At 64.0% G+C, this 22,697-nt stretch carries 28 protein-coding genes; 13 read left to right on the top strand and 15 right to left on the bottom strand.

Annotated elements, in window-relative coordinates; translation table 11 throughout:
* Window positions 1-67: 67 nt before the first annotated feature.
* The 7 genes from OCW50_RS12505 to OCW50_RS12475 form a co-directional block, all read right to left on the bottom strand.
* Entirely contained in the window at window positions 68-262 is a 195-nt protein-coding gene (locus OCW50_RS12505) for a hypothetical protein (protein ID WP_262267716.1), read from the bottom strand.
* Window positions 263-332: 70 nt separating this feature from the next.
* On the bottom strand, window positions 333-701 hold the full coding sequence (locus tag OCW50_RS12500) for a DUF6481 family protein (RefSeq protein ID WP_315974424.1): 369 nt from the start codon (window positions 699-701) through the stop codon (window positions 333-335).
* Window positions 702-746: 45 nt separating this feature from the next.
* Complete coding sequence (locus tag OCW50_RS12495; RefSeq protein WP_262297748.1) at window positions 747-902, bottom strand: hypothetical protein; 156 nt, start codon at window positions 900-902, stop codon at window positions 747-749.
* Window positions 903-1,054: 152 nt separating this feature from the next.
* On the bottom strand, window positions 1,055-1,264 hold the full coding sequence (locus tag OCW50_RS12490; RefSeq protein WP_210805829.1) for a cold-shock protein: 210 nt from the start codon (window positions 1,262-1,264) through the stop codon (window positions 1,055-1,057).
* Between the two features lie 344 nt (window positions 1,265-1,608).
* Entirely contained in the window at window positions 1,609-1,836 is a 228-nt protein-coding gene (locus OCW50_RS12485) for a hypothetical protein (protein WP_247654193.1), read from the bottom strand.
* A 112-nt stretch (window positions 1,837-1,948) separates the two neighbouring features.
* On the bottom strand, window positions 1,949-2,158 hold the full coding sequence (locus tag OCW50_RS12480) for a cold-shock protein (RefSeq protein ID WP_262267719.1): 210 nt from the start codon (window positions 2,156-2,158) through the stop codon (window positions 1,949-1,951).
* 400 nt (window positions 2,159-2,558) lie between these two features.
* On the bottom strand, window positions 2,559-2,807 hold the full coding sequence (locus OCW50_RS12475; RefSeq protein ID WP_262297747.1) for a ParB N-terminal domain-containing protein: 249 nt from the start codon (window positions 2,805-2,807) through the stop codon (window positions 2,559-2,561).
* 430 nt (window positions 2,808-3,237) lie between these two features.
* Here OCW50_RS12475 and OCW50_RS12470 point away from each other — a divergent pair, with 430 nt between their 5' ends.
* Window positions 3,238-3,534, top strand: a complete 297-nt coding sequence (locus OCW50_RS12470) for a hypothetical protein (protein WP_262297746.1) — start codon at window positions 3,238-3,240, stop codon at window positions 3,532-3,534.
* A gap of 81 nt (window positions 3,535-3,615) precedes the next feature.
* On the opposite strand, the gene OCW50_RS12465 is transcribed toward OCW50_RS12470, so the two are convergent.
* A complete protein-coding gene (locus OCW50_RS12465; RefSeq protein WP_262267722.1) occupies window positions 3,616-3,888 on the bottom strand; it encodes an SWIB/MDM2 domain-containing protein in 273 nt (90 codons plus the stop codon).
* An 80-nt stretch (window positions 3,889-3,968) separates the two neighbouring features.
* On the bottom strand, window positions 3,969-5,378 hold the full coding sequence (gene otsA / locus OCW50_RS12460; protein WP_262297745.1) for an alpha,alpha-trehalose-phosphate synthase (UDP-forming): 1,410 nt from the start codon (window positions 5,376-5,378) through the stop codon (window positions 3,969-3,971).
* Between the two features lie 547 nt (window positions 5,379-5,925).
* Here otsA and OCW50_RS12455 point away from each other — a divergent pair.
* Together OCW50_RS12455 and OCW50_RS12450 are read left to right on the top strand one after the other, a co-directional pair.
* On the top strand, window positions 5,926-7,338 hold the full coding sequence (locus OCW50_RS12455; RefSeq protein ID WP_262297744.1) for a DUF1254 domain-containing protein: 1,413 nt from the start codon (window positions 5,926-5,928) through the stop codon (window positions 7,336-7,338).
* A gap of 17 nt (window positions 7,339-7,355) precedes the next feature.
* Window positions 7,356-8,381, top strand: coding sequence for a DUF1254 domain-containing protein (locus tag OCW50_RS12450; RefSeq protein ID WP_262297743.1), 1,026 nt, complete (start codon window positions 7,356-7,358; stop codon window positions 8,379-8,381).
* A 218-nt stretch (window positions 8,382-8,599) separates the two neighbouring features.
* Here OCW50_RS12450 and OCW50_RS12445 read toward each other — a convergent pair whose 3' ends face one another.
* Complete coding sequence (locus OCW50_RS12445) at window positions 8,600-8,851, bottom strand: hypothetical protein (RefSeq protein ID WP_262297742.1); 252 nt, start codon at window positions 8,849-8,851, stop codon at window positions 8,600-8,602.
* A 688-nt stretch (window positions 8,852-9,539) separates the two neighbouring features.
* Here OCW50_RS12445 and OCW50_RS12440 point away from each other — a divergent pair.
* The 7 genes from OCW50_RS12440 (at window position 9,540) to OCW50_RS12410 (ending at window position 15,683) form a co-directional block, all read left to right on the top strand.
* Window positions 9,540-10,595: an HAD family hydrolase gene (locus tag OCW50_RS12440; protein WP_262297741.1), complete on the top strand. Its 1,056-nt coding sequence runs from the start codon at window positions 9,540-9,542 to the stop codon at window positions 10,593-10,595.
* A gap of 72 nt (window positions 10,596-10,667) precedes the next feature.
* Window positions 10,668-12,191 (top strand): arylsulfatase, encoded by a 1,524-nt coding sequence (locus OCW50_RS12435; protein WP_262297740.1) that lies wholly within the window; start codon window positions 10,668-10,670, stop codon window positions 12,189-12,191.
* Window positions 12,192-12,201: 10 nt separating this feature from the next.
* Window positions 12,202-13,233, top strand: coding sequence for a SphA family protein (locus OCW50_RS12430; RefSeq protein ID WP_262297739.1), 1,032 nt, complete (start codon window positions 12,202-12,204; stop codon window positions 13,231-13,233).
* Between the two features lie 89 nt (window positions 13,234-13,322).
* Entirely contained in the window at window positions 13,323-13,736 is a 414-nt protein-coding gene (locus OCW50_RS12425; RefSeq protein WP_262297738.1) for a hypothetical protein, read from the top strand.
* 233 nt (window positions 13,737-13,969) lie between these two features.
* Window positions 13,970-14,830, top strand: coding sequence for an NAD-dependent epimerase/dehydratase family protein (locus OCW50_RS12420; RefSeq protein WP_262297737.1), 861 nt, complete (start codon window positions 13,970-13,972; stop codon window positions 14,828-14,830).
* Between the two features lie 189 nt (window positions 14,831-15,019).
* The gene (locus OCW50_RS12415; RefSeq protein ID WP_262297736.1) at window positions 15,020-15,265 is read left to right on the top strand and encodes a helix-turn-helix domain-containing protein; all 246 of its coding nucleotides are present in this window, start codon (window positions 15,020-15,022) and stop codon (window positions 15,263-15,265) included.
* A gap of 55 nt (window positions 15,266-15,320) precedes the next feature.
* On the top strand, window positions 15,321-15,683 hold the full coding sequence (locus tag OCW50_RS12410) for a hypothetical protein (protein ID WP_262267730.1): 363 nt from the start codon (window positions 15,321-15,323) through the stop codon (window positions 15,681-15,683).
* Between the two features lie 108 nt (window positions 15,684-15,791).
* Here OCW50_RS12410 and OCW50_RS12405 read toward each other — a convergent pair whose 3' ends face one another.
* On the bottom strand, window positions 15,792-16,796 hold the full coding sequence (locus OCW50_RS12405; protein ID WP_262297735.1) for an AraC family transcriptional regulator: 1,005 nt from the start codon (window positions 16,794-16,796) through the stop codon (window positions 15,792-15,794).
* Between the two features lie 260 nt (window positions 16,797-17,056).
* Between OCW50_RS12405 and OCW50_RS12400 the strand changes: the two genes are divergently transcribed.
* A complete protein-coding gene (locus OCW50_RS12400; RefSeq protein ID WP_262297734.1) occupies window positions 17,057-17,407 on the top strand; it encodes a hypothetical protein in 351 nt (116 codons plus the stop codon).
* Window positions 17,408-17,511: 104 nt separating this feature from the next.
* The gene (locus OCW50_RS12395; protein ID WP_262297733.1) at window positions 17,512-19,935 is read left to right on the top strand and encodes a PAS domain-containing protein; all 2,424 of its coding nucleotides are present in this window, start codon (window positions 17,512-17,514) and stop codon (window positions 19,933-19,935) included.
* A 67-nt stretch (window positions 19,936-20,002) separates the two neighbouring features.
* Here the strand turns inward: OCW50_RS12395 and OCW50_RS12390 are convergent, their stop codons facing one another.
* The 3 genes from OCW50_RS12390 to OCW50_RS12380 form a co-directional block, all read right to left on the bottom strand.
* Entirely contained in the window at window positions 20,003-20,221 is a 219-nt protein-coding gene (locus OCW50_RS12390; protein WP_262297732.1) for a hypothetical protein, read from the bottom strand.
* Window positions 20,222-20,230: 9 nt separating this feature from the next.
* The gene (locus OCW50_RS12385) at window positions 20,231-20,437 is read right to left on the bottom strand and encodes a hypothetical protein (protein WP_262297731.1); all 207 of its coding nucleotides are present in this window, start codon (window positions 20,435-20,437) and stop codon (window positions 20,231-20,233) included.
* Between the two features lie 406 nt (window positions 20,438-20,843).
* On the bottom strand, window positions 20,844-21,311 hold the full coding sequence (locus tag OCW50_RS12380) for a GNAT family N-acetyltransferase (protein WP_262297730.1): 468 nt from the start codon (window positions 21,309-21,311) through the stop codon (window positions 20,844-20,846).
* Window positions 21,312-21,431: 120 nt separating this feature from the next.
* On the opposite strand from OCW50_RS12380, the gene OCW50_RS12375 reads away from it, so the two are divergent.
* A complete protein-coding gene (locus tag OCW50_RS12375; RefSeq protein WP_262297729.1) occupies window positions 21,432-21,836 on the top strand; it encodes a nuclear transport factor 2 family protein in 405 nt (134 codons plus the stop codon).
* Window positions 21,837-22,030: 194 nt separating this feature from the next.
* On the opposite strand, the gene OCW50_RS12370 is transcribed toward OCW50_RS12375, so the two are convergent.
* Window positions 22,031-22,693 carry a DUF4286 family protein gene (locus tag OCW50_RS12370; protein WP_262297728.1) on the bottom strand — a complete coding sequence of 221 codons (663 nt, stop codon included), beginning with the start codon at window positions 22,691-22,693 and terminating at the stop codon, window positions 22,031-22,033.
* Window positions 22,694-22,697 lie beyond the last annotated feature (4 nt).

Genomic DNA, 22,697 nt, shown 5'->3' with positions numbered 1-22,697 from the left:
CTGCTCGTTGCGTTCGAGCCGTCCCAGCATGTGGCTGCTCGACAATAGGCGATAAGTTCAGGAGACACTACGTGCTGCGAATTTCGCTCTCGCGAACGGCTCTTTCGATCGAACCTGCTTTGATCCGGTACGAAACCTCGCCCGTCTGATCGGCCGGCATCAGCCGCACGACTTCGTAAACAGCCGCGGAGGTCGTCTGGGCGTCAGAAGACCCGGGCTGATTCAGCCGGGCCAGTGGCCGGACTTTGAACTTGTGTGACATCGGTCAATCTCCTCATTCCTGAGCGAACTGGATCGGACGCAACCATCAGGATGTGACTTGAAAGGGGTCGCTACTTCCGAGCTTTGCGGGCCGCGTAGCGGGCATCGCGGGCGGCCTTGCGCTCGGCCTCCAACATGACCTCGTTCGCGGCCTTCTCGGCGGCTGCGCGTTTCTCCTGCTCGGCTTGCTCGGCAGCAAGCGCCTCCCGCTCCGCGGCAAGGCGGGCCTCGTCGGCCGCGCGCCGGGCGTTCTCGGCGTGGCGCTGGGCTTCCCGCTCGGCGAGACGGACATCCCGCGCGGCACTCACGGCGGCACGGGCGGCACGGCGTTCTGCAACCGCTGGGTCATCAGAGCCGGGCCGCTGACGAAACTTGGCGGCCATGGCCTGCTTTGCGTCTCTGGCGGTGCTCAGCCGCTCGCTAAAATCTTTCTGCTTCATTCCACTCATCGATCTCAATTCGTCCCGTCAGCTAACCGGCGCCACCTATCGGACACGTCTGATGCTGGTGATGGTACCTTCCGGCAGGGAGCCTTGCTCCTGCTGGGCTTGGGCAATCACGCCGATAGCCCAGGTATCGTTCGCCTTGGCTGGATCATCGATCCACAGATAGGCCGTGCGACCATCGTCATAGTTCACCATGAACATGACCGACTTGGCAGGAGGGGGTCTTCGAAACGTGTACATCGTTTCCTCACGCGTTGGACCATCGAATGATGGAGGGCTGCAAAGAAAAAGCCGCCCCACCCGGGAGCGGCTTCGGAGAGGCGCTTATGATGTGCGCCCGATCATCCTCAGGCGTTCTGAATGTTGTTGACGGCGATCTTGCCGCTGCGGCGATCCTCGGCGGTGTCGAAGAAGACCTTCTGGCCCTCGACGAGGTTGCGCATGCCGGCACGCTCGAGCGCGGTGGCGTGGACGAACACGTCCTTGCTGCCGTCGTCGGGCTGGATGAAGCCGAAGCCCTTCATGTCGTTGTAGAATTTCACGGTGCCCATGATCATGGGGATAACCTTTCGCGGTTGATGCGGATGCACGTGAGCGAAGGCACACGGAAGTGCGGCCTCAGCTCGGTTCGTCGATGGTTTGGAGAGAGTCTGAACGTGCGCCTGGCAGGGCCAACAGCGAAACGGCCCGATTGTCCGGCCAAAGTCGATAATAGAGATATAGGGGCTAATCAGATTTTGACAAGAGGCCGCTTGGAAACTGTGACAGAATGGGAAGCCTGGCAAGATTTGCTTCCACAACTCACTAAAGAACAATCCTGATGGGAGTTCGAAATATGACGACCTCACCAGAAACGACTATGATCACGGCTATAAAGTTCTATGCGGGAGCCAGGTTCACGCTAGGTGGGTGAACGCGTCATCTTCTTAATCGGGACACGGGGCCGGCCGGCCTTCTCGGCAATGGCGTTGTCCTGCTCCTCGATAGCCCTACGGGCGGGCTCGTCGCCGTCGAGCCCACCCAGAAGAGAGCGCGGAACACGGCGGTTCGAGCTTCGGGAGCCGTCCTCATACAGAACGTCGAAGAGGGCATAACCGCTCTCAACGGGCTTTGACTTCTTGCGTGACAATGTTCGTGTTCCTTTCCTTGGCTCGGCGCACCAGGCGATGTTGCGTGCAAAAAGCAGAGGCCGCCTCATTTGAGGCGGCCTCTGTTCCAAAATCTGGGACCAGAGAGCTTGATCAGGCCGTCTTCAGGTTTGAGGCTGACTCCTTGCCGGTGCGGCGATCCGACTCGACCTCATAGGAGACCTTCTGACCTTCAGCTAAGCCACGCAGGCCAGCACGCTCCAACGCCGATGCATGAACGAAGACGTCCTTGCCACCCGCATCAGGCTGGATGAAGCCATAGCCCTTTGTTTCATTGTACCATTTCACGGTGCCGGTTGCCATGACGAGTTCCTTTCCCTGTTCATGATCAGGTGAGGCCAAGATGCATCAGCGCCTTGGCTTGATGAGTATCGATGCTTGGGGAGGTCGTCCGTGCAGGTGCACGGTCAAGCGCAGCAGCTCCGTCGTCGGCCAATCTCGATGCCGGAAACGATAGGCCGGCATGACACCCGTTACAAGGCTCTACTTCAAGGGATGAGAGGCGGGAGGATAGGATCAGATGAGCAAGCAGCCCATTGCCTGTGAGCGACCCCTCCGCTCCTGTCGCCCCCCAAGCTCTTCAGGGCCGAGCGCCGGGCCAGTCGCAAAGGGCCGCGGCTTCGGTTCGAGCGTTCCGCCCCGACCTTGTCGGCTCCGTCCGGAGGCCCGTGACAGAGCTTTTCCGATCCCGCTCCAGCGCCGATCAATGCTTCCGCGCCTGCACCAAGTAAGCCGGAATGATGGTCTCTCCGAGAGCCTTGCAGGCTTCCAGTCGATGCAGGCCCTCGACCAGAACAAACCGTTGGCCGTCTGGCCGCACGAGAATTGGCACTTCCTGCCCTTTTTCCATCATGCTCTCTGCCAGGGCTAGAACCTTCTGCGGATCCAGGGTTTGCCGCCGCTGTACCGGCACATAGATGTCGTCGATTGCCAAGGTCTGTCTCTTCATCATCGCGGTCGCTCCAGCCCCTGTCATGGTCTCTCGAAGCTTATCCGCACAGGGGGAGTTTGCCTAGGAACACGCCCGATCACGATGCATTCGCTATGGCAGACAGCTTGGCAAGCGGCCTCTCGGGACGATCACCGAAGCCTCTCCGTCGCTGTTCGTCGTTAATGCAACCCGCGCCTCCAGGCTGTCTGGAATGGGAACTGCCAACTCCCCCTCTCTCGATGACGCAATGACGGCGATCGCGCCGCATGAAGGGTGAGTGTCAGCCGTCCAGCGGTGATGCATAGCGCGATACAACGGCTTGGGCCGGGAGGAAGTGCTACCGTGCTGGCAGCGCTTCAGAGGCGTTTTTTGAGGAGCCGAGGGGATGGCGCATCGTTGTCTAGCAAGCGCTCCTGCTGACGGGCTCAGTGCTGGGTTGTCTGTGTCGCCCATGGTCGCGGCCGAGATGATCGCGGCCAACGGCGCAGAGAGATGCGGAGGGCTGCGGAAGCTCTATGCCATTGAGTTCTTGGCCCCGGAAGATGCCGACCTCCAGGCCAATACGAAGAGGATGGTCGACGGGCGCGACGGCATTGACAGCACTCCGCCCGTGTTCTTGCTCGATGGCAAGCTGTGCTCGGACGGGCGCTGTGCGTTTCGAGCCGCCAAGGAGCAACTCTACAAGCTTGCCAGCAAGAACTCGGGCCCGCAGCTGGGCCGGCTTTGCATCTTTGTCACCCAACCATGAGATGATCATAAGGTGCTTGGGTGAGAATCACAGTGCGATCTCAATCACCGCATCTTTCCACGCCTCCTACGACCATGAGTATTACTTCAGGTGCTGGGCCAGGTGCTTGTTCATCTCGAACATGCTCACCTTGTTCTTGCCCCCGAACACTGCCTGAAGCTTCTCGTCGGCCATAATCTCCCGCTTGTTCTGCGGGTTCTGAAGCTTGTGCTTCTTGATGTACTCCCAGACCTTGCTCACCACCTCCGGACGTGGCAGGGGGGCTGCGCCCACGATGGCAGCCAGCTCCTGCGACGGCTGGAGCGGCTTCATCAGAGTTGCATTCGGCTTCCGAGTGTCTTTGGGCTCCGACATCGTGGAACTCCTTTGTTACGCCCGCTTGGCACCGACAAGGGCAATATGGGCCTGCACGTCGATACGCTTCGGCCTTTGTCCTAGACCGGCGCTGGGCTCCGCGCCTTTCTGCTTCTCCTCTGGCCCGCGAGCTCTTTCAGGAAGGCATCGGTCCACCAGGAGATGTCATAGCGCCGGAGCACATCCATCATCCGCCGCCAGCGGGCGATCCGCTCCACCCGGTCCATATGAAGGGCCTGGCTCATGGCCTCGGCCACCTCGACCTTGTCGTTGGGGTTGACGATGAGTGCGCCGCCAAGCTGCTCGGCCGCGCCGGCGAACTTGGACAGCACCAGCACGCCGGGATCCTCCGGATCCTGCGCGGCCACGTACTCCTTGGCCACGAGATTCATGCCGTCGCGCATCGGCGTGACGAGGCCCACCCGTGCGATCCGGTAGAGCCCTGCCAATACATTGCGTGGGTATGCGCTCGTCACGTAGTGGATCGGCACCCAGCCGGGTTCGCCATGCGCCCCGTTGATCCGGCCGAGCGTCTCGCTCACGGTCCGGCTGAGCGAGGCATATTCGGGAACCTCGCTGCGGCTCGTGGGAGCGATCTGGAGATAAGTCACGCGGCCACGCTGACCGGGGTTGCTGATGAGAAAACGCTCGAAGGCCTCCATGCGCTCTGGGATGCCCTTGGAGTAGTCCAGGCGATCAACTCCGATGATGAGGCTGCGTGAGCCGAGGCTGGCAACGGTCTGCTTGAGCAGGCGATGGGTGGCGGGGCGGTGGGCTGCCTGCTCGAAGCCGCCCACGTCAATGGCAATGGGAAACCCCTTCACGCGTGTCTGGCGGCCATCGAGGACGATCACGTCAGCTGTGCGCTGGGTGGCTTCGAACTCCTGGAGGATGCCACGCCGGAGGTTGTCCGCATCCCGCTCGGTCTGCACGCCGATGAGATCGTAGTCCGTGATCGCACGTAGCAAGTCCTGGCTTCCGGGCAACGTTCCGATCACCTCCGGAGCCGGCCAAGGGATATGGTGAAAATAGCCGATCCGGTTGGCCACGCCCAGCGCCCGCAGCTCAGAGGCCAGCGGGATCAGGTGGTAGTCGTGCACCCAGACGAGATCGTCAGGCCGGATCAGCCGGGCCAGCGCTCCCGCGAAAGTTCGATTGACCCGCAGATACCCGGCGTAGTCTGCCCGGGAGAACTCCGACAAGCCAATGCGGTAATGCATCACGGGCCAGAGCGCCCGATTGGCAAACCCACTGTAATATTCCTGGCGGTCGGTGGCGGTCAGGTCCATCAGGGCATAACGTACATTGCCCTTGTCGGTCATCTTGGGCTCGGCGGAGGGATTGGCCGCAACTTTACCGCTCCAGCCGAACCATAAACCGTCCCGGGCCTGAAAGGCCTCGCGCAGGGCAACCGCCAAACCGCCGGCGGACCCCTTGCCAGTGGGATCGGGGATTGCGACCCGATTGGACACGACGACGAGGCGAGGCACAAAGCTCTCCTGATTGTTCCGCGACAGGCACCGGGAAGGTGCTCGATCCCAAATAGGGCAATCCTGCGCGATGACAGTCTCGGCAGCCAGATCGTCTTCCGCAGCGCCGGAGCAGCCGGGCCTGTCGGGGCAAGCGGAGGCCCGTCGCCGCGCCGGTTCGTGCCACAGCGTTCGCACACCGCCGGTTCGAGATCGGAGACCATAAGGAATCGTGGGGCAGCGGTGTCTCACGGCTTACTGAACGGCCTCTGACCGGGCGTACCCACCATTCTGAAGGGCCCTTCCCACTCGCCGCCCCACAGAACCTCATGCTCTCCAGCAGGAGGGGGAGGGCAGGTCAGGAACGGAAAGCGGAGCTTCATACAGCCGCGCTGAAGGGCAGTCCGTGACCCGCAACGGACCTTCCTGCTGCCTGGCGCGGAAGTTTGCCCTGTTTTCAGGGTTTCACCTGATAGGCATCTCGGGCCGTTTGACTAAACTCTGCCGTCACTGGCCCGAGGATGAAGGAGGCGCTCCATCCTTGGCCTATCACTCCTGAGGCCGAGTCATGAAGCGGATCGTTCTTGCAGCCCTCGGGCTCACGGCCTTGGTGACCCCGTCATCGGCACAGGGGTTCTCTCCGCAGGAGCTGGAGCAGCGGGCCATTCATCGGCGCGCAGTCGAGGCCGTGATCTGGGGCATGCCGGCGGTCAACTATGACCTGATGGTCCAAGCCTTCTTCAAGGCCGGCGGCGGGTGGAACCAGGTGGTCTACCGGTCGCACCCGTCCGACTGGAAGAACCAGACACTGACACCCAATCCCGACACGATCTACCTCATGCCGTTCTTCAACACCAAGGATGCCGGGCCGGTCGTCCTGGAGATCCCGCCCGCTGACGAGGGCTCCATCACCGGCAGCGTGGATGACGCATGGCAGACCGCGCTCGGCGACGTGGGACCGGCCGGTGCCGACAAGGGCAAGGGCGGCAAGTATCTCATCCTGCCGCCGGGCTACAAAGACCCTGTTCCGGAAGGCTATGTCCCACTGCTGTCCAGCACCTACCAGAGCTACGCCCTGCTGCGCTCGAACTTCAGCGGCCGCAGCGACGCCGAGATCGCGAGGGCGGTCGCCTATGGCAAGCGGGTCAAGGTGTATCCCCTCTCGCAGGCCGGCGATCCGCCGGCCACCACGTTCGTCGACGTGGCCGACCGCGTCTATGACGCAACGATCCCGACAGACCTGAGCTTCTTCGAGTCCCTCGACCGGATCGTCCAGGCCGAACCATGGCTGGAGCGAGACAGGGTGATGATCGACATGCTCAAGACGGTCGGGATCGAGAAGGGCAAGCCGTTCGCTCCCGACGCAAGCAAGAGACCTGTCCTGAACAATGCCATCGGCGAGGCCCGGGCCTGGATCGATGCCAAGTACGAGTCGATGTTCGTCCCACCGTTCTTCGAAGGTCGGCAATGGGCCGTGCCGGTTGCACCCGACCTGGTCGCAGGCTTACAGAGCAACTACGCGAAGCCTGCGTTCTACCCGGTCGATTCACGGGGCACGATGTATGCGATGGCGTTTTTCAGTGCCAAGCAGCTCGGGGCGGGGCAGTTCTATCTCCTCACGATCAGGGACAAGGACGGTCAGCCGCTCGACGGCGCCAACTCCTACGTGCTGCGCGTGCCAGCGAATGCCCCCGTCGACCTGTATTGGTCAGTCACCGCCTATGACCGGCAGACGCATGCGCTGATCCGGAACATGCCGCGCGCGAGCGTCGCGTCCAATGCCGCCGGCGTGCGCGAGAACCCTGACGGCTCGGTGGACATCTCCTTCGGCCCCAAGGCGCCGGCCAGAGAAGAGGCAAACTGGGTGCCGACCGATCCGCAGCGCGGCTTCGAGCTGATGCTTCGGGTCTACGGACCGCGGAAGGAGTTCTTCGACAAGGCCTGGGTGCTGCCGGACGTGGAACGCGTCGCGGCGCAATGACGGAAGCAGGAGTTGCCATGAAAGTCGCCACTGCATGTGTCTCGACCGTCATTGCGGTCGCGACGGCGAGCGGAGCACTCGCCCAGGGCGCCATCCCGGTCACGGCCGATAACTTCGTCCGGGCGGAGACAGACCTCTACTTCGCCACCCCGGTCGAGCAGGCAGGGGGGACCGGCAAGTTCTTCCATTACCGCGAGCCGATGCAGATCGATCACCAGACCGTCGTGCGGGCCAACCGCGACACGCTGTATTCGGCGGCGCTGATCGATCTCGATGCCGGCCCGGTGACGATCACCCTGCCCGATGCAGGCCAGCGTTTCATGTCCATGATTGTGATCGACCAGGATCATTACGTGGTCGGCGATGTCGCATATCGACCCGGCAGCTACACCTACGACAAGGAGCGGGCCGGCACCCGCTATGTGATGGTCGGCCTGCGCACGCTCGTGGATCCTGAGGATCCGAAGGACGTCGATCAGGTGCATGCCCTGCAGGACTCAGTCAGGATCGGCCAAGCCAACGCCGGCCGCTTTGAGGTCCCGAAGTGGGATCAGGCCAGCCAGAAGAAGGTCCGTGACGCACTGCTGGTGCTTGCCTCGACCTTGCCTGACTTCAAGCGGGCGTTCGGCACCAAGGATCAGGTCGATCCCGTCCGGCACCTGATCGGCACGGCCGCAGCCTGGGGCGGCAACCCTGACAAGGATGCCACGTACCTCAACATCACGCCGGACCGGAACGACGGCACCACCGTCTACCGGCTGACAGCGAAGGACATCCCGGTCGACGCCTTCTGGTCGATCAGCGTCTACAATGCGGACGGCTACTTCCAGCCAAATCCGCAGAAGGCCTATTCGCTCAACAACCTGACTGCAACGAAAGCTGCCGATGGCTCGGTTGCGGTCCAATTCGGCGGTTGCGACGGAAAGGTTCCGAACTGTCTGCCTGTCGTGAAGGGCTGGAACTACACGGTGCGCCTCTACCGCCCGCGGGCGGAGGTTCTGAACGGTTCCTGGAAGTTTCCTGAGGCTCGGCCTGTGGAATGAGTCCCACTCGTCGGTAAACGTCGGCTGTTGGCACACCTGAGACCTAAGCTCGAAGGCAGCAATCCACATCGAACCGGTCGTTCCGACAGGACAGGGAATCTTGGTTCCGGACCCACTCCGGACCTTCCCTGACGAGCCCCCCGCGGGGACCTGCTTTCAATAGCCCCCGTTATCGGATGTTCGGGGTCTGTTGGGGATCCCACATCCGATCTCACAATTTATAGCCGACGAGATTTGAGCTGCGCCCGGAAACCATGTGCGAACTCCACCCAGAACTCGCTCAGCTTGAGAAGAACATCCCCGGTCCGCAAGGTTCTGCACGCCCCTGCGGCCGGATTGTGTGGTCTGTCGGGAAAGGCGTCGAACAGGTACAAACCAACAAGATCGTCCAAGTTCCTCCCGACCGCAGCAAGGTGCGCCGCATTGGCGCCGACGATGTGGAGGTCTGGCGTCGGGACCAGCATGTTCAAGGGTGAACGCTCGAAGAGCAGCCGAGCGGCATCCTGGGCCTGTTGCACCAGTGCCGGGACCGAGCGGAAGTCGGGTTAGTCGATGGCCCTGGTCATTGCTCGCGGTCGTCGATCCGATTGCCTGACCTTTCCTCACGGCTAGCGCATCGTGCGGACCTAGAGGGTCACGTCCGATGCTCTAACGGCGGAACCTGACCGGAGTTGCGGGTGGCACGTCATCTTTCGCGTGCGCACGAAAGTGGCTTGGCCGTATGATTATTCCTGAACATCGCCACAGAGCCGCTCCTCCGCAGGAGGCCGTGTGTGGTCCAAAACGTCTCAAATCGCCACATCCCGGAAGTCCATTGAACTTCGGTACTCACAAGACAGGCCGACGTTCATAAGGCTATGCTCAACAGTTCAGTTTGACCCGGAGCCGACCATCGGGGCGCCGCGCCTCTTTTCCGGTAATCCTGAGGCGCTTTATGGGAAACCCTATGGCAACTCGCGGGAAACACCTGATGGTCCGTGGACCAGCAAGGTGAGAAAGTAGCCCCGATCTGCCGAGCTGGGACCGTTGGCGGGTCCGCCGGGGCGCCCGCCCATGTGGCGCCTTCGATGAGGCGAATGGTGTCCCGACCGTGGCTTCCATGAGGGGCAAGTTGCGCATGCTCGCCTTGGCGCCTAGGGCCCTGCTGAGGAGCTGAAGATGCATCCGAACACGCCTTCCGGCATCACCCGTCGCGTCATGCTCTCGTCGCTGGCGCTGGTTCCGGCCCTGTCGGGGCTCTCCCGCCCGATCCCGGCGACCGCGCAGGCGACCGGGGGCGACCCGCTGCCGTCGTGGAACAACGGCACGGCCAAGCAGGCGATCCTCGACTTTGTGCGCGCCACCACCGATCCATCGAGCCCAAGCCATGTCACTCCCGAGGATCGCATCGCCGCCTTCGACCAGGACGGCACGCTGTGGGTGGAGCATCCGGTGTACACCCAGGTGGTCTACTGCCTGGACCGTGTTCCGGCGGTCGTGGCGAAGCGGCCCGAACTCCGGACGGTCGAGCCGTTCAAGACCGTGCTCTCGGGCAATCGCGAGGCCATGGCGAAGCTCCCGATGAAGGACCTCGAGAAGATCCTCGCCGCGACCCTGACCGGCATGTCGGTCGAGGATTTCCAGGCCGAGGCAAGCAAATGGCTCGCAACGGCCCGGGACCCGCGCTGGAAACGCCCCTATACCGAGCTCGTCTACCAGCCCATGCTCGAAGTGCTGCGCTACCTGCGCGACAGCGGCTACCGGACCTACATCGTCACCGGCGGCGGCCAGGATTTCGTGCGCGTCTATGCGCAACAGGTCTATGGCATCCCGCCCGAGCAGGTGGTCGGCACCGCGGGCGGAACGAAGTTCGGCTACGCCAAGGATGGCAAGCCGTTCCTGACCAAGGAGCCGAAGCTGCTCCTGAACAACAACGACGCCGGCAAGCCGGAAGGGATTCACCTGATGATCGGCCGGAGGCCCAAAGCCGCCTTCGGCAACTCGGTCGGCGACCGGGAGATGCTGGAATGGGTCGGCGCCGGAGATGGGCCAGGGCTGAAGATGCTGGTGCTGCACGACGACGCCACGCGGGAATACGCCTACGGGCCGGCCCAGGGCCTGCCCGACAGCAGGGTCGGTACCTTCACCGCCGCACTCCAAGAGGAGGCGAAGAAAAATGGTTGGCCGGTGATCAGCATGAAGAACGACTGGAAGCGCATCTTCCCGTTCGAGTAGCCGCGACTGGATCGCGGCATCGGGCTGCGGTCAGGCGGGAGGGGATACCTGATCGTCTCAAGGGAGGATACCATGTCCCGATCCATACGCCATGCGCTGGCCGCACTGGCATTCAGCTCCTGCCTGGCGGGCCTGACCGTGTCAGGCACCTCAGTCCTGGCCCAGCCCGCGAAGCCGAATGTCGTGTTCATCCTCGCCGACAACGTCGGCTACGGCGATCTCGGCTGCTATGGCGGCGGCGAGCTGCGCGGAGCACCGACGCCGCGTCTTGACCAGATGGCCCGCGAGGGCCTGCGCCTCACCCAGTTCCTGGTCGAGCCGGCCTGCACCCCATCGCGGGCGGCGCTGATGACGGGCCAGTACTCGATCCGCAACGGCCTGTCGCTCATCGCCATCCCGGGCTCCCCCTACACCCTGTCCGCGCGCGCCTTCACCATGGGCGAGCTGTTCAAGGACGCGGGCTACGCCACGGCGATCTACGGCAAGTGGCATCTCGGCAGCGAACCGCAGAGCCTGCCGACCGCGCACGGCTTCGACGAGTTCTACGGCATCCCGCCGGACATCTCCTGGGATGCGGCCACCTATGTCGACACCATCGAACTGACCCGCTCCATGGCGGCGCCGCACGCCGCGCTCCTGGCCGGCGGGCCGCAAGTCGTCGAGGCGACAGCCGGCGGGCCGTTGCGGAATGTCAAGCCATTCACCCAGGAGATGCGCGCCAGCATCGACAACGAGCTAGTGGACAAGTCGATTGCGTTCATGCGGCAGCAGAAGGCGGCCGGCAAGCCGTTCTTCCTCTACCTGCCGTTCTCGATGGGGCATGCGCCGAACCTGCCCTCAGTGCAATTCAAGGGCCGGTCGCGGGTCGGCAACTACGGCGACAAGGTCATGGAAGGCGATTACCACGTCGGCCAGATCCTCGACACGCTCAAGGAGCTCGGCGTCGACGACAGCACCCTCGTGGTGTTCGCCTCCGACAACGGGCCCTACGGCGAGGCCGCGCGGGAATTCGGCAACCAGGGCACGCCGGACATGGGCAGCTCCGGCCCGTTCCGCGGCGAGCTCGGCGAAGCGACCGAGGGAGCGATCCGCACCGCCGCCATCATCCGCTGGCCCGGCCAGGTCAAGGCCGACACCACGTCCTACGCGATGTTCTCGATCATGGACTTCCTGCCGACCTTCGCGCACATTGTCGGCGGCAAGCTGCCGGAGGACCGGGCGATCGACGGCGTGAACCAGACCGACGTCCTGCTCGGCACCAGCGCGACGGGGCACCGCGAGAGCCTGCTGAGCTTCATCGGCGGCGATCTCGTCGCCGCGCGCTGGAAGCAGTGGCGCATGTACTTCACCGACATCCATCCGACCGGCACGGGGCCGCAGCGGCAGCCCGGGATCTTCTCGGCCAGCGCGCCGATGGCCGGCTATCCCAAGGCGTACAACATCGAGATGGATCCGCACGAGGACCTGGTGGTCGCGGGCCTGTTCGGCTGGGTCAGCGAACCCGCGCTCAAGGTGGTCGAGGAGTACCTGGCGTCGGTCAGGAAGTACCCGAACCCGCCTGCGCCGGACATCACGCGCTTCGGGCGCGGCGGCTGAGAGGGCTTGCATGCGCGAGCCTTCCGACGGAAACATTCATGCTTCCAATGCCCGGAGGGGCGACGTCGTGACGAGATGGTACGGCAGGATCCTTGGCGCGGGGCTTGCGCTCGCCGCCTCTCAGGCTGGCTCCGCGTTCGCGGACGAAGGAGGCAAGAGTTTCTGGTTGCCGGGCCAGTACGGCAGCTTCGCGGCGGTCGCGCCCACGCCCGGCTGGTCGCTGCCGCTGGTGTTCTACGGCTACCAGGGCTCGGTCGGGGCCGGGCGCGTGCTGCCGCGCGGACGATTGCTATCGTCGGGGCTGGATTCGTCGTTCGACGCGCTCTTCGTCACGCCGACCTATACCCCGGACACCATGATCCTCGGCGCGCGCGCCAGCGTCTCGCTGTCCTTCGCGCCAGGCTACGACGCGACGTCGGGAACGGTCGCGGTCGGGCCTCGGTCCGTCTCGCGCTCAGACTCGGTGTTCGGCGGCAGCGATCTCATCCCCACGGCGCAACTGTTCTGGAATGCGGGCCACCACAATGTCATGGCCTATGTCACGGGCAACATCCCGGTCGGCACCTACAGCCCGAACTCGCTTGCCAGCATCGGCATCGGCCACGCGGCGATCGACGTCGGTGGGGCCTACACCTACCTCAACACGAAGACCGGCACAGAGTTCTCGGCGACCCTCGGGCTCACCCGGAACTTCGAGAACCCGTCGACCGACTACACGAACGGGCTCGACCTGCACCTCGACCTGGCCGCGAGCCAGTTCCTCAACCAGCAATTGTTCGTCGGCGTCGTCGGCTATTACTACCAGCAGCTGACGGCCGACCAGGGGCAGCCCGCTTTCCTCGGCCCCAACAAGTCGCGCACGCGCGGGATCGGGCCGCAGATCGGTTACAACTTCAAGGTCGGCGACCAGCAGATCTACACCAACCTGCGGGCCTATTTCGAATTCGATTCCTACCGCCGCCTCCAGGGCACAGCCGTCTACGCAACGATTAACATCCCGCTGTCGGGGCTGCTTCAAGGACATCCGCGGCGGCCGCAATGAAGGCCGGCCCGCGCCCTTCTCAGGGTTTCCCCCAAGTGCCGCGGCCGACCTTGCGCGCTATGAAGGCATGGCGGGAGGAAAGGGGTGTCATGGTGCGCATCCTGGTCGCTGACGACCATGACGTGGTCCGCTCAGGCGTCCGTACCATCCTGGACAAGCATGAGGGCTGGGAAGGCGTCGGCGAGGCTCGGATGGCAAGAAATCCATCGACCGGGTGCTTGTCGCCCCTCAATCTAAATCCAAAGAAGGACGAGGCCGTTTCGCCCGACGTTCCCGGAAGCCTCAAGCTTGATGACACGGAGTTTTCCATCCGCATGGCCGGGGCGGGTGTGGGCCTCTTCTGTTGCCTGCGCGACCGGGTGGGGCGGGAACTGAGCGCGGGAGAGCTCGAGACCGTCCTCGACCGGTGGATTATGCCCAACCCCGGCTTCCACGCGTATGATGCGTCTCACCGTCAGGTCCATTCGACCCTGCGTGCCGTTCTCGATCAGCTCGAGTCGTGACGGCCGCATTGATAGCGATGAGGGCTGTTCATCAATGCGGTGAGCGGATCTGATACAGAGATGTCAGCAGGATCGGCTAGGATCGAACGTGATCAGCCAACGGATGGAGACGGAAGCCGCTTCTGCGGGCCAATCCAAACAGCGACGCTGAAGGCGTCAGCATGGTATCAGCGGAACCTTTGAGCTGATCGTCGGTCGATTGTGTGGTGTCCAGACCATGAGGAGGATCAGGGATGAAGCGGGTTCTTGTGACAGGAGGGAGCGGGAAGGCGGGCCGGGCGTGCGTCCGTGATCTTCTTGAGCATGGCTACGAGGTCATCAACGTGGATGCGATGCATCCGAGTGAGGCGCTCTGCCCCTTCGTGGAGGCTGACTTGACCGACTTCGGCCAAGCCCTGGAGGCTCTATCGGAAGTCGATTCACGACATAAGGGTGTGGATGCTGTTGTGCATCTGGCGGCCATTCCGGCACCGGGACGACATACAAACGCCGTCACCTTCAGGAACAACATTCTCAGCACGTACAATGTCTTCGAGGCGGCGCGGAAGCTTGTCATCCGCAACCTTGTCTGGGCCTCAAGCGAAACGGTCCTCGGCCTTCCGTTCGACGAACCTCCTCCGTACGCTCCTCTCGATGAGGAATATTCTGCGCGCCCGGAGACAGCCTACTCGCTATCAAAGTTCCTTGGCGAGGAAATGGCGCAGCAATTCTGCCGCTGGGATCCCGAGCTGAAGATCATCGGCCTGCGCTTGTCCAACGTGATGGAGCCGGCCGATTACGCGCGCTTTGCCTCGTTTGAAGCCGACCCGCAATCGCGGAGGTGGAACTTGTGGGGCTACATCGACGCGCGGGATGCGGCACAGGCGGTCCGGAGGGCTCTTGAGGCACCGCTCAAAGGCGCCGAGGTGTTCATCATTGCCAATGCTGACACCGTGATGTCGCGGCCGAACGCGAAACTGATGGCGGAGTTCTATCCGGACGTTGCTTTCACCAGGGAGGTCGAGCCGAACGAAACGCTCCTCTCGATTGGAAAGGCGCAACGGCTTCTGGGATACAAGCCGCGTTACGGCTGGCGCGCGGCCCCGTCAAGCTAGGACCTAGAGCCGCGGACGTGAAAAGTGGACACCACTTTTGGGATTCATCCGAGGCTCCTTCTCTTGACCGGCGCATCGGATGAGGCGGACCCAGCGGGCCGCTGACGCGGCCCGCTGGGTCCGTCCGATGCTTTAGCCTCAGGGCGGGACCTCGCTGCCTGACAGGCGGGAGGTTTTGAGGCGAATGCGATGAGCAACCTCAAGCCTGACCCGGATAGACCAGACAAGCTGAAGATCCGCGGGATGGGCTGCCGGGCCGTCGTGAACCAGACGCGCTTCGAGATCGCCCGGCAACGGCTGGAGGATACCGAGGGCCCGCTCGGCGGGACTGCTGCGGCGCTCAGCTCCTCGGAGGCGAGCGCCTTCACCCCGGCCTTCCGGCGCGGGTCGGGCCGGACGCCAACCGCGTGGCGCACGGAGGGCTGCCGCGGGTGACGCGGGATCGTTCCGACCGATTGGGCGTTGGAGTGCCAGGGAGCGGGAGATCTCCATGCATCGACTTTCAGCGGCCATCGGATTGATGGTCATCCTCGCATCGGGTGGGAGCGCTGCCTGGGCGCAGCAGCAGTTCGACGGGCGGTGGAACATCGAGGCGGTCCCCAGCAAGGGGGGATGCGCGCGGGTCTACCGCTATACCGCCGTCATCGAGAATGGCGCCGTTCGCAGCGGCGCCCCAAGGCGAGCCACCATCAGGGGGCGATTGGATCCGAGCGGACGCATCCAGGGGACCGCTGAAAGCAACAGGGCCAAGATCGAGGTGACCGGCAGCTTGTCCGGGCGCTCCGGTTCAGGCCATTGGAGCCTACAGGGACGACGGGAATGCTCCGGGCACTGGCGGGCCGAGAAGCAGTGAGCAGGTTGGGGTGATCGGCGGGACAGCCCCTGTGGTCGGGTGGCGGACCAGGAGCGCCTCGGAAGTCGCGCTGGACGCGGATGCAGGGCGCCTGATGTCTCCGGTTGGTCAATTTGGCCCTGACGCCGAGTCGCGGTAATGGCCCGTGCGCATCTCCATCGGGGTGACGCCGGTCCACCGCCTGAAGGAGTTCGTGAAGGCGCCGGCTTCCTGATAGCCGAGCAGCCAGGCAATGCGCGAGATCGGCAGGCTTGGATCCCTGAGATACTGCTGTGCCATCTGCCGACGCACCCTTTCAAGAATGTCGGTGAAGGTCAGGCTCTCTCCCGCCAAATGCCGCGCCAGCGTCCGCCGGCTCATGCCCAAGCTCCGCGCAACCACGTCGACCCGTGCCCGACCATGCGGCAGCAGCGGCGCAATGGCGTTCTCGACGCGGGCCTGGAGTCGTCCAACAGGATGCACCCGCCGGGCCAGGGCCTCCTCGCAGTGGCGAGCCAGGATCCTGTTCAGATAGGGATCCGCATGCCCCAGCCGCAACCGGAGCGCGTCGGGTGCGAACACGATCTCGTCCGTCGCGTCCTTGAACGCAATCGGGCATCGGAGATAGTCTTCGATGGCTCTCGAGGCAGCGCAACGGGGATGGATCACGGCAATTCGGGACAGTCTGGGATCAGAGCCGGTCAGATGCCGGCAGATCCGCACGAGCGCCGTGATCCAGAACTCCATCTGGTGACGGTCCGCATGCCGCGGAACGCCAACATACTGGAAGCGGATCGCGGCCTCGTTTCCCGGCACGCGGCTCAGCGCAATGCTTTCGTTGGCGATCGTGCTGTAGCGCTCGACCCGGGCCAGAGCGTCGCCAAGCAGGTCGGACGAGGCGAGCACGTAGTAGAGCAGCCCGACCTGCCGGAGGTCGAATTCGCGGGCGAGGTGAAATCCGAGCAGGTCATCCCGGAGCGCATCTGCGGCCAGATTGAGGAGCGTGACCTGCGCGTCGGCCCCGACCTCGTCCTCGACATCGTCGACCTGCGCGGACGCGATCCCCGCCTGCCTGAGAAGGAGAGCCGGATCGATGCCGGCCGCGGTCAGGCGGGCCACCGCAAGCCGGGCCATGACCCCCCCTGCGCTGGGTGGCATCTCCCCCTGGGTTCTCATGGATGATGGCATGGTCCCCCCATGGAATCCGGTGTCCTGATCGTACACCGGCGGCCCGATCCGACAAGCCTTTGTCCCTCGGGAGCAATCCTTTCCGTCGTGGTCTCTGGTATAAGGCCGGCCATCGACATTCCAGGTGGGAAGGGCTGCCGCAGCAGGCAGGCCGTCGTGAGTGCCCGCTTGGGCCGCCGGATGTCATGAACCCCATGGAGAGTGGAATGCTTCGATCGCGTGCCGTCCTCGCGGGTCATGCCGCGTATCCCGAGTTGTGTCCTGACTGGATCGAGCAGCAGATCCTCCGTGCCTACATTCAACTCGCCGTCGGGCCGGACAACCTGGAGACCTATCGGACAGTCACCGTCATCCGGCTCGGCAGTGTCGATGTGAGCCTGACGGAGGATCGTGAGGCTGCCGTTGCTGGCCTGCCGCCGTTTTCGTTGGAACTCCGCTCCCGGACGGGCGGCGCGGACATCAGCAGCATCGGCTGCCGTGAATTCGACGAGGACGAACTGACCGCCGCTGTCGCATTCGTCCTCGAGGCTACGCACCGCTTGCGATCCGTGCACTGAGAGTTGGTCATGACGCGTTGCGGCATCGCCGGCATCCTGCCGCTCGCCGGAATGCGAGGCCGGCCCCTGCGCGGAGGAACCCGTCGGGGCCCGGAGGCTTCGAGATGGCCACGTTGAACGACAGCGTCGCCGAGCGGGCGCTCATTCTCGCGTCGCTGGGCCGGGATGCCGCGATCGCCGCCGCGATCCTGCGCGAAGCCGGTTTTGCCGCGCAGCCCTGCCCGTCGCTCCCGGATCTCATCGTCCCGCTCGATGCCGGGGCCGGCTTCGTCGTCGTCACGGAGGAGGCGCTCGCCACGACCGACCTGAGCGCCTTGATCGCTCGCCTGAAGGACCAGGAGGAATGGTCCGATCTCCCCTTCGTGCTGCTGACCTACAGGGGCGGCGGGCTGGAACGCAACCCGGCGGCGACGCGCTATCTGGACGTGCTCGGCAACGTCACGTTCCTGGAGCGCCCGTTCCACCCGACCACCCTTGTCAGCCTCGCCCGCTCCGCCTTGCGGGCGCGGCGCCGGCAGTACGAGGCGCGGGCGCGGCTCGCAGCCCTGCGGGAGAGCGAGGCGCGCTATCATGCCCTGTTCGAAAATATCGACGAAGGGTTTTGCATCATCGAGTTCCTTGATGGCCCCCACGGGCCGTTGAGCGACTACATCCGGGTCGAGGCCAACCCCGCCTGCGCCATCCACACCGGCCTTCCGGACGCCGTCGGACGGACGGTGCGCGAGCTGGTGCCTGAAGAAGCGGACCACTGGGTCGCGTCCTTCCGGCGCGTTCTGGAGACCGGCGAGGCCATCCGCTTCGAGCGCGAACTCGCCGCCACCCACCGGTATCTGGATCTGGCGGCCTTCAGGGTCGAACCCGCGAGCCGTCGCCAGGTTGCCGTGGTGTTCCGGGACGTCACCGAGCGTCAACATGCCGAGCAGGCCCTGCGCGAGCTCAACGAGACATTGGAACGCCGCGTGGCCGAGGCGTTGGCCGAGCAGAAGCTCCTCGCCGACGTCGTGGAGGGCACCGACGCCGTCGTACAGGTGGCTGATCTCGACTTTCGTTGGCTGGCCATCAACCGGGCAGCCGCAAACGAGTTCGAGCGCATCTATGGCGTTCGCCCCAAGGTCGGCCAATCGATGCTCGACCTGCTCGCCGAGCAACCCGGGCACCAGCGCGATGTTCGAGCCGTCTGGGAGCGCGCGCTTGCCGGTGAGGAATTCACGGAAGTGGCGGCTTTCGGCGATCCCGGACGTGATCGGCGCTTCTACGAGATGAGGTACAACACGCTGCGCGACAAGGCCGGCCGGCGAATCGGCGCCTATCAGTTCGTGTACGACGTGACCGAGCGGCTCGCCGCACAGGACCGGCTCGCGCAGGCCGAGGAGGCGCTTCGCCAGGCGCAGAAGATGGAGGCGGTGGGGCAGCTCACGGGCGGGGTCGCCCACGACTTCAACAACCTGCTCACCATCATCAGGTCGTCCACCGATCTCCTGCGGCGGCCCAACCTCGCCGACGACCGGCGCCGTCGCTACGTGGACGCGATCTCCGACACGGTCGACCGTGCCTCCAAGCTGACGGGACAGTTGCTCGCCTTCGCTCGCCGTCAAGCGCTCAAGCCCGAGGTCTTCGACGCGTGCGCACGCGTTGAATCCATCGCCGACATGCTTCGAACGGTTGTGGGCTCGCGCGTGAAGATCGTCACCGATGTCGACCGGGAGCGCTGCGTCGTGGAGGCGGACATGAGCCAGTTCGAGACTGCGCTCGTCAACATGGTGGTCAACGCGCGAGACGCCATGAACGGCGAGGGCCGGCTCACGATCCGGGTCACGAACGGGACGGCAATGCCCGCGATCCGGGGCCATGCCGACAGCTCCGGCCCCTGCGTGGCCGTGTCGATCGCCGATACAGGCTCGGGCATTCCGCCCGAGAGGCTGCCGCACATCTTTGAGCCGTTCTACACGACGAAGGAGGTGGGCAAGGGGACCGGCCTGGGTTTGTCCCAGGTCTATGGCTTTGCCAAGCAGTCCGGCGGCGACATTGCGGTTGAGAGCGAGGTCGGGCGGGGTACCACCTTCACCCTCTACCTGCCGCGCATCGATGAGGCGATGACGCTGAGCGCAGCGCCGGACATGAAAGGCGGCTTGGACGTCGCGGACGGCCTGGGTCGGCGTGTGCTTGTCGTCGAGGACAACATGGAGGTGGGCGCGTTCTCGACCCAGCTTCTCCAGGATCTCGGATACGAGACCACCTGGGCGACCAACGCCGCCGAGGCCCTCAGGCTTCTCTCCGGGGTGACCGGCTTCGACGTGGTGTTCTCCGACGTTGTCATGCCCGGCATGAGCGGAATCGAACTTGGGCAGGAGATCCGACGCCTCCACCCGAACCTGCCGGTCGTTCTCACCTCCGGCTACAGCCACGTGCTGGCCGAGGAGGGCCGCCACGGCTTCGAGCTCCTGCACAAGCCTTATGCGGCCGAGGACCTGTCGCGTGTGCTGCGCCGCGCGACCCGGGAGCACGACCGGAACCGGATGCCCAATTGAGCGAGAGCCATCGCCGAAAGGTCGTCATGCGCCTCATGCGAATAGACCTTCGGACGTTCACGGACTCTCAGTCATTGTGCCGGGTGAACAGGAACTGGCTCTCACCCGGCCCACAGATCGTGAGACGACATCGATACCATGCGGCCAATCGGGCGATTGCGGCGCGTCTCTGCTCAAGGGTGGAGGCATGGCAGGCGAAAGCCTGCTCCACCTCGGCTGCCGGAAGCAGCAGCGTGTCGCCGGGGATCAGCCGCGCCAGCCTGTCTTGCAGGTCCGTTGCTTTCATGTGCGCCCGCTATTCCGAAAGTGACTGCACCGTGCTCGAGGCCTTCTCCGTATCGAGTTCGGGATGATGGCGGATCAACGCCTCGCGGGTCTCCGCGAGACTGTCCCAGGTTCTCGCCATCTCCAGAAGCTGATGACGCTGCTCCCCTTCGGGCAAGTGTCGGGCCAGCAGCCGGCATTCCTCGGCGTGTCGGTGATACTCTGCTGCGGTCTTCATAGGCTTCCGGAGCGCCTTGTCGTACTGGGCCAGGTCGAGAGCATGTCGATGGTGGAAGCAGCCCGCTGTCTTCCAATCGGCAGTGTGAAACGGTCAGGGAAACGGCATCCCGCCCACTCGCTGGCGCTCTTGGTGGGCCGCCTTGCAAGCGGGCGGGTTCGGCATCGGGATTGCCCCCACGGACCGACGGGACCCGGTTTAGCGGAATTCGCCTTCACCCGCCTTGTTCGCACGGGCCAATGGCTTCTTGGATTGGGCCAGACTTGCTTTGCCGGCGCTACGCTTCGCAAATCGCCTCGTTGAGGTGTGTGGGCCCAACGAAATGTTCAGGACGGCCGCACGGCTTCCGGGCCATTCGGATCGAGTTGGGGACGCCCCAGGCATAAGGGCCTCCCACATTGTGCCCTCAGCAGAGGGGGTAGGCTCCGCCAGGTTGCCGCTGCATGATAAAGTGGATTTCCGTCTCGTCGATGGCGGCGAACCCATGGCGGCGGTAGAGCGACCCGACCGGGTTCCACTTGAGATAGCGAAGCCGGAGCGGCAACCCACGAGCGTCCGCGACGGCAGCACAGTGGGTCAGGATCCTGGTTCCCAAACCCTGCCTCTGATGGGTGGGGAGCAGGTAGAACTCATCGAGGCGCACATAATCAGCAAGAGCTGTGAGGGCGATGGTCCCGGCGGCCTGCCCTTTGTGCACAATCCGGGAGAGTGGCGTGTCCCTGAACCGCTGCTCATGGAAGTCTCGTTGGAATTCCTCATCCCATCCCCATCGCACCACGATGTGTGGGCCTAGGGCCGCCCGTTTGACCTCGAAAGCGAAGTCCCTTGCCTCGGCGGTCTGAGGCAGGAGGTCAAATCTGACGTCGGGCGGCATGTCGGGGATATCCATCGTCAATCGTCCAAATAGCCTGGATGTGGCGCGCCTTCATGAACGTGCCTTCAGCCATTATACTCGCCGCTTCTTCACGCAGGAATGCCATGGCAGGAGAGTCCGATGAGCAACCCCGCCGAGATGCGAGACCATGTGCTCCAGGCCTTGGAGCGGTTTGAGCGCCTGGTGGCCGAACGGGAACCGGCGCTTCTCGCCGAGTTCGCCGAAGAGGCGGACGTCCGTCTGGTCGGCTCCGAAGTCGGCGAGGTGGCAACCGGACCGGCTGAGGTTGAAGCGCTGGTTCGCAGGTTCTTTGGTCTGCCGGTTCAGATCAGGTGGGAGTGGCGGAGCCGCGACGTATCCTTCGTTGGGGACATCGCGTGGCTCTTCGCTCAAGGCGAAGCGGTCCTGAGCGGCGAAGGGACCGAACAGCGCGTGCCCTACCGAATGACAGGTGTGCTGGAACGTCGAGGAGACACGTGGCGCTGGCGCCACTTTCACGGATCAGAGCCTTTGCCGGATCGATAACGGGAAGCCCTGTGTATAACCTTGGTCGGCTACTGCGCCCAGACGATAGCGATTGCTGGCTCGCCGAAACGCCCGCTGTCGGCACGTCTGAGCCGTAAGCTCGAAGGCAACAATCCTCATCGAAGCGGACATTCCCATATTGCGGGGATCTCGGTTCCTGATCCGGAAGAGATCTTCGACTGTCCCCCATCCGTCTATGGAGCCACCCTGACGTAGTCGATGGTGTAGAGATTGGCAGCGAGGTCCGGACCAGCTCCGTTCTGCCGCAGAAGAGCCGTTTGGTCCTGGGCCACCGCCGCTCGGTTATAACCTTCGATCAAGAGCACCCAATCAGCGACCGAGTCATGCCCCCCACGCAGGGCCGCCTCTCGGGTTGGCGTCCTGGCCTTGTCTCTGTCCGAGATCAGGAGATGAGCAGCACACAGACCCGGTTGCATCGCAAGCAAGCGCACCTCACCTGTCAGGGCGTCCCGCAGGCTCGCTTCGCGTCCGGCGTCCGGGGAGAACCGAAGGGTTTGGAGCCAGCATCCAGCACCGAAGCCACTCGATGCCTCGACCCGACACAGGCTCCGGTTCATGTTCCGCAGAGCGGGCATGATCCGCTGGGTCCACTCCGAAGGATGATCCAAGCGCTCCAGGTACGCCTTCGATTCGAAAACCTCAGGGTCCACAACCGCGTACAGGATCAGGAATGCCGGCCCGGGCCCCGCGACGGAGTATCGACGGGCTTCCACGAAGCCGGGGATCGCAAGCCGCTCCGGCATGTGCTCATGGGAGTGCCAGTCGAGGTACTCGGCTTGGCGGCTCTCATCGATATCGTGCCAGGCGACCAGAGCCCCTGATCCAGCCAAGCCCATCGGA

It is taken from the genome of Microvirga sesbaniae, from assembly GCF_025460805.1.
GTDB lineage: Bacteria > Pseudomonadota > Alphaproteobacteria > Rhizobiales > Beijerinckiaceae > Microvirga > Microvirga sesbaniae.
The sequence above is the reverse complement of the archived record's forward strand: the minus strand, read 5'-3'. Positions and strand labels throughout refer to the sequence as shown.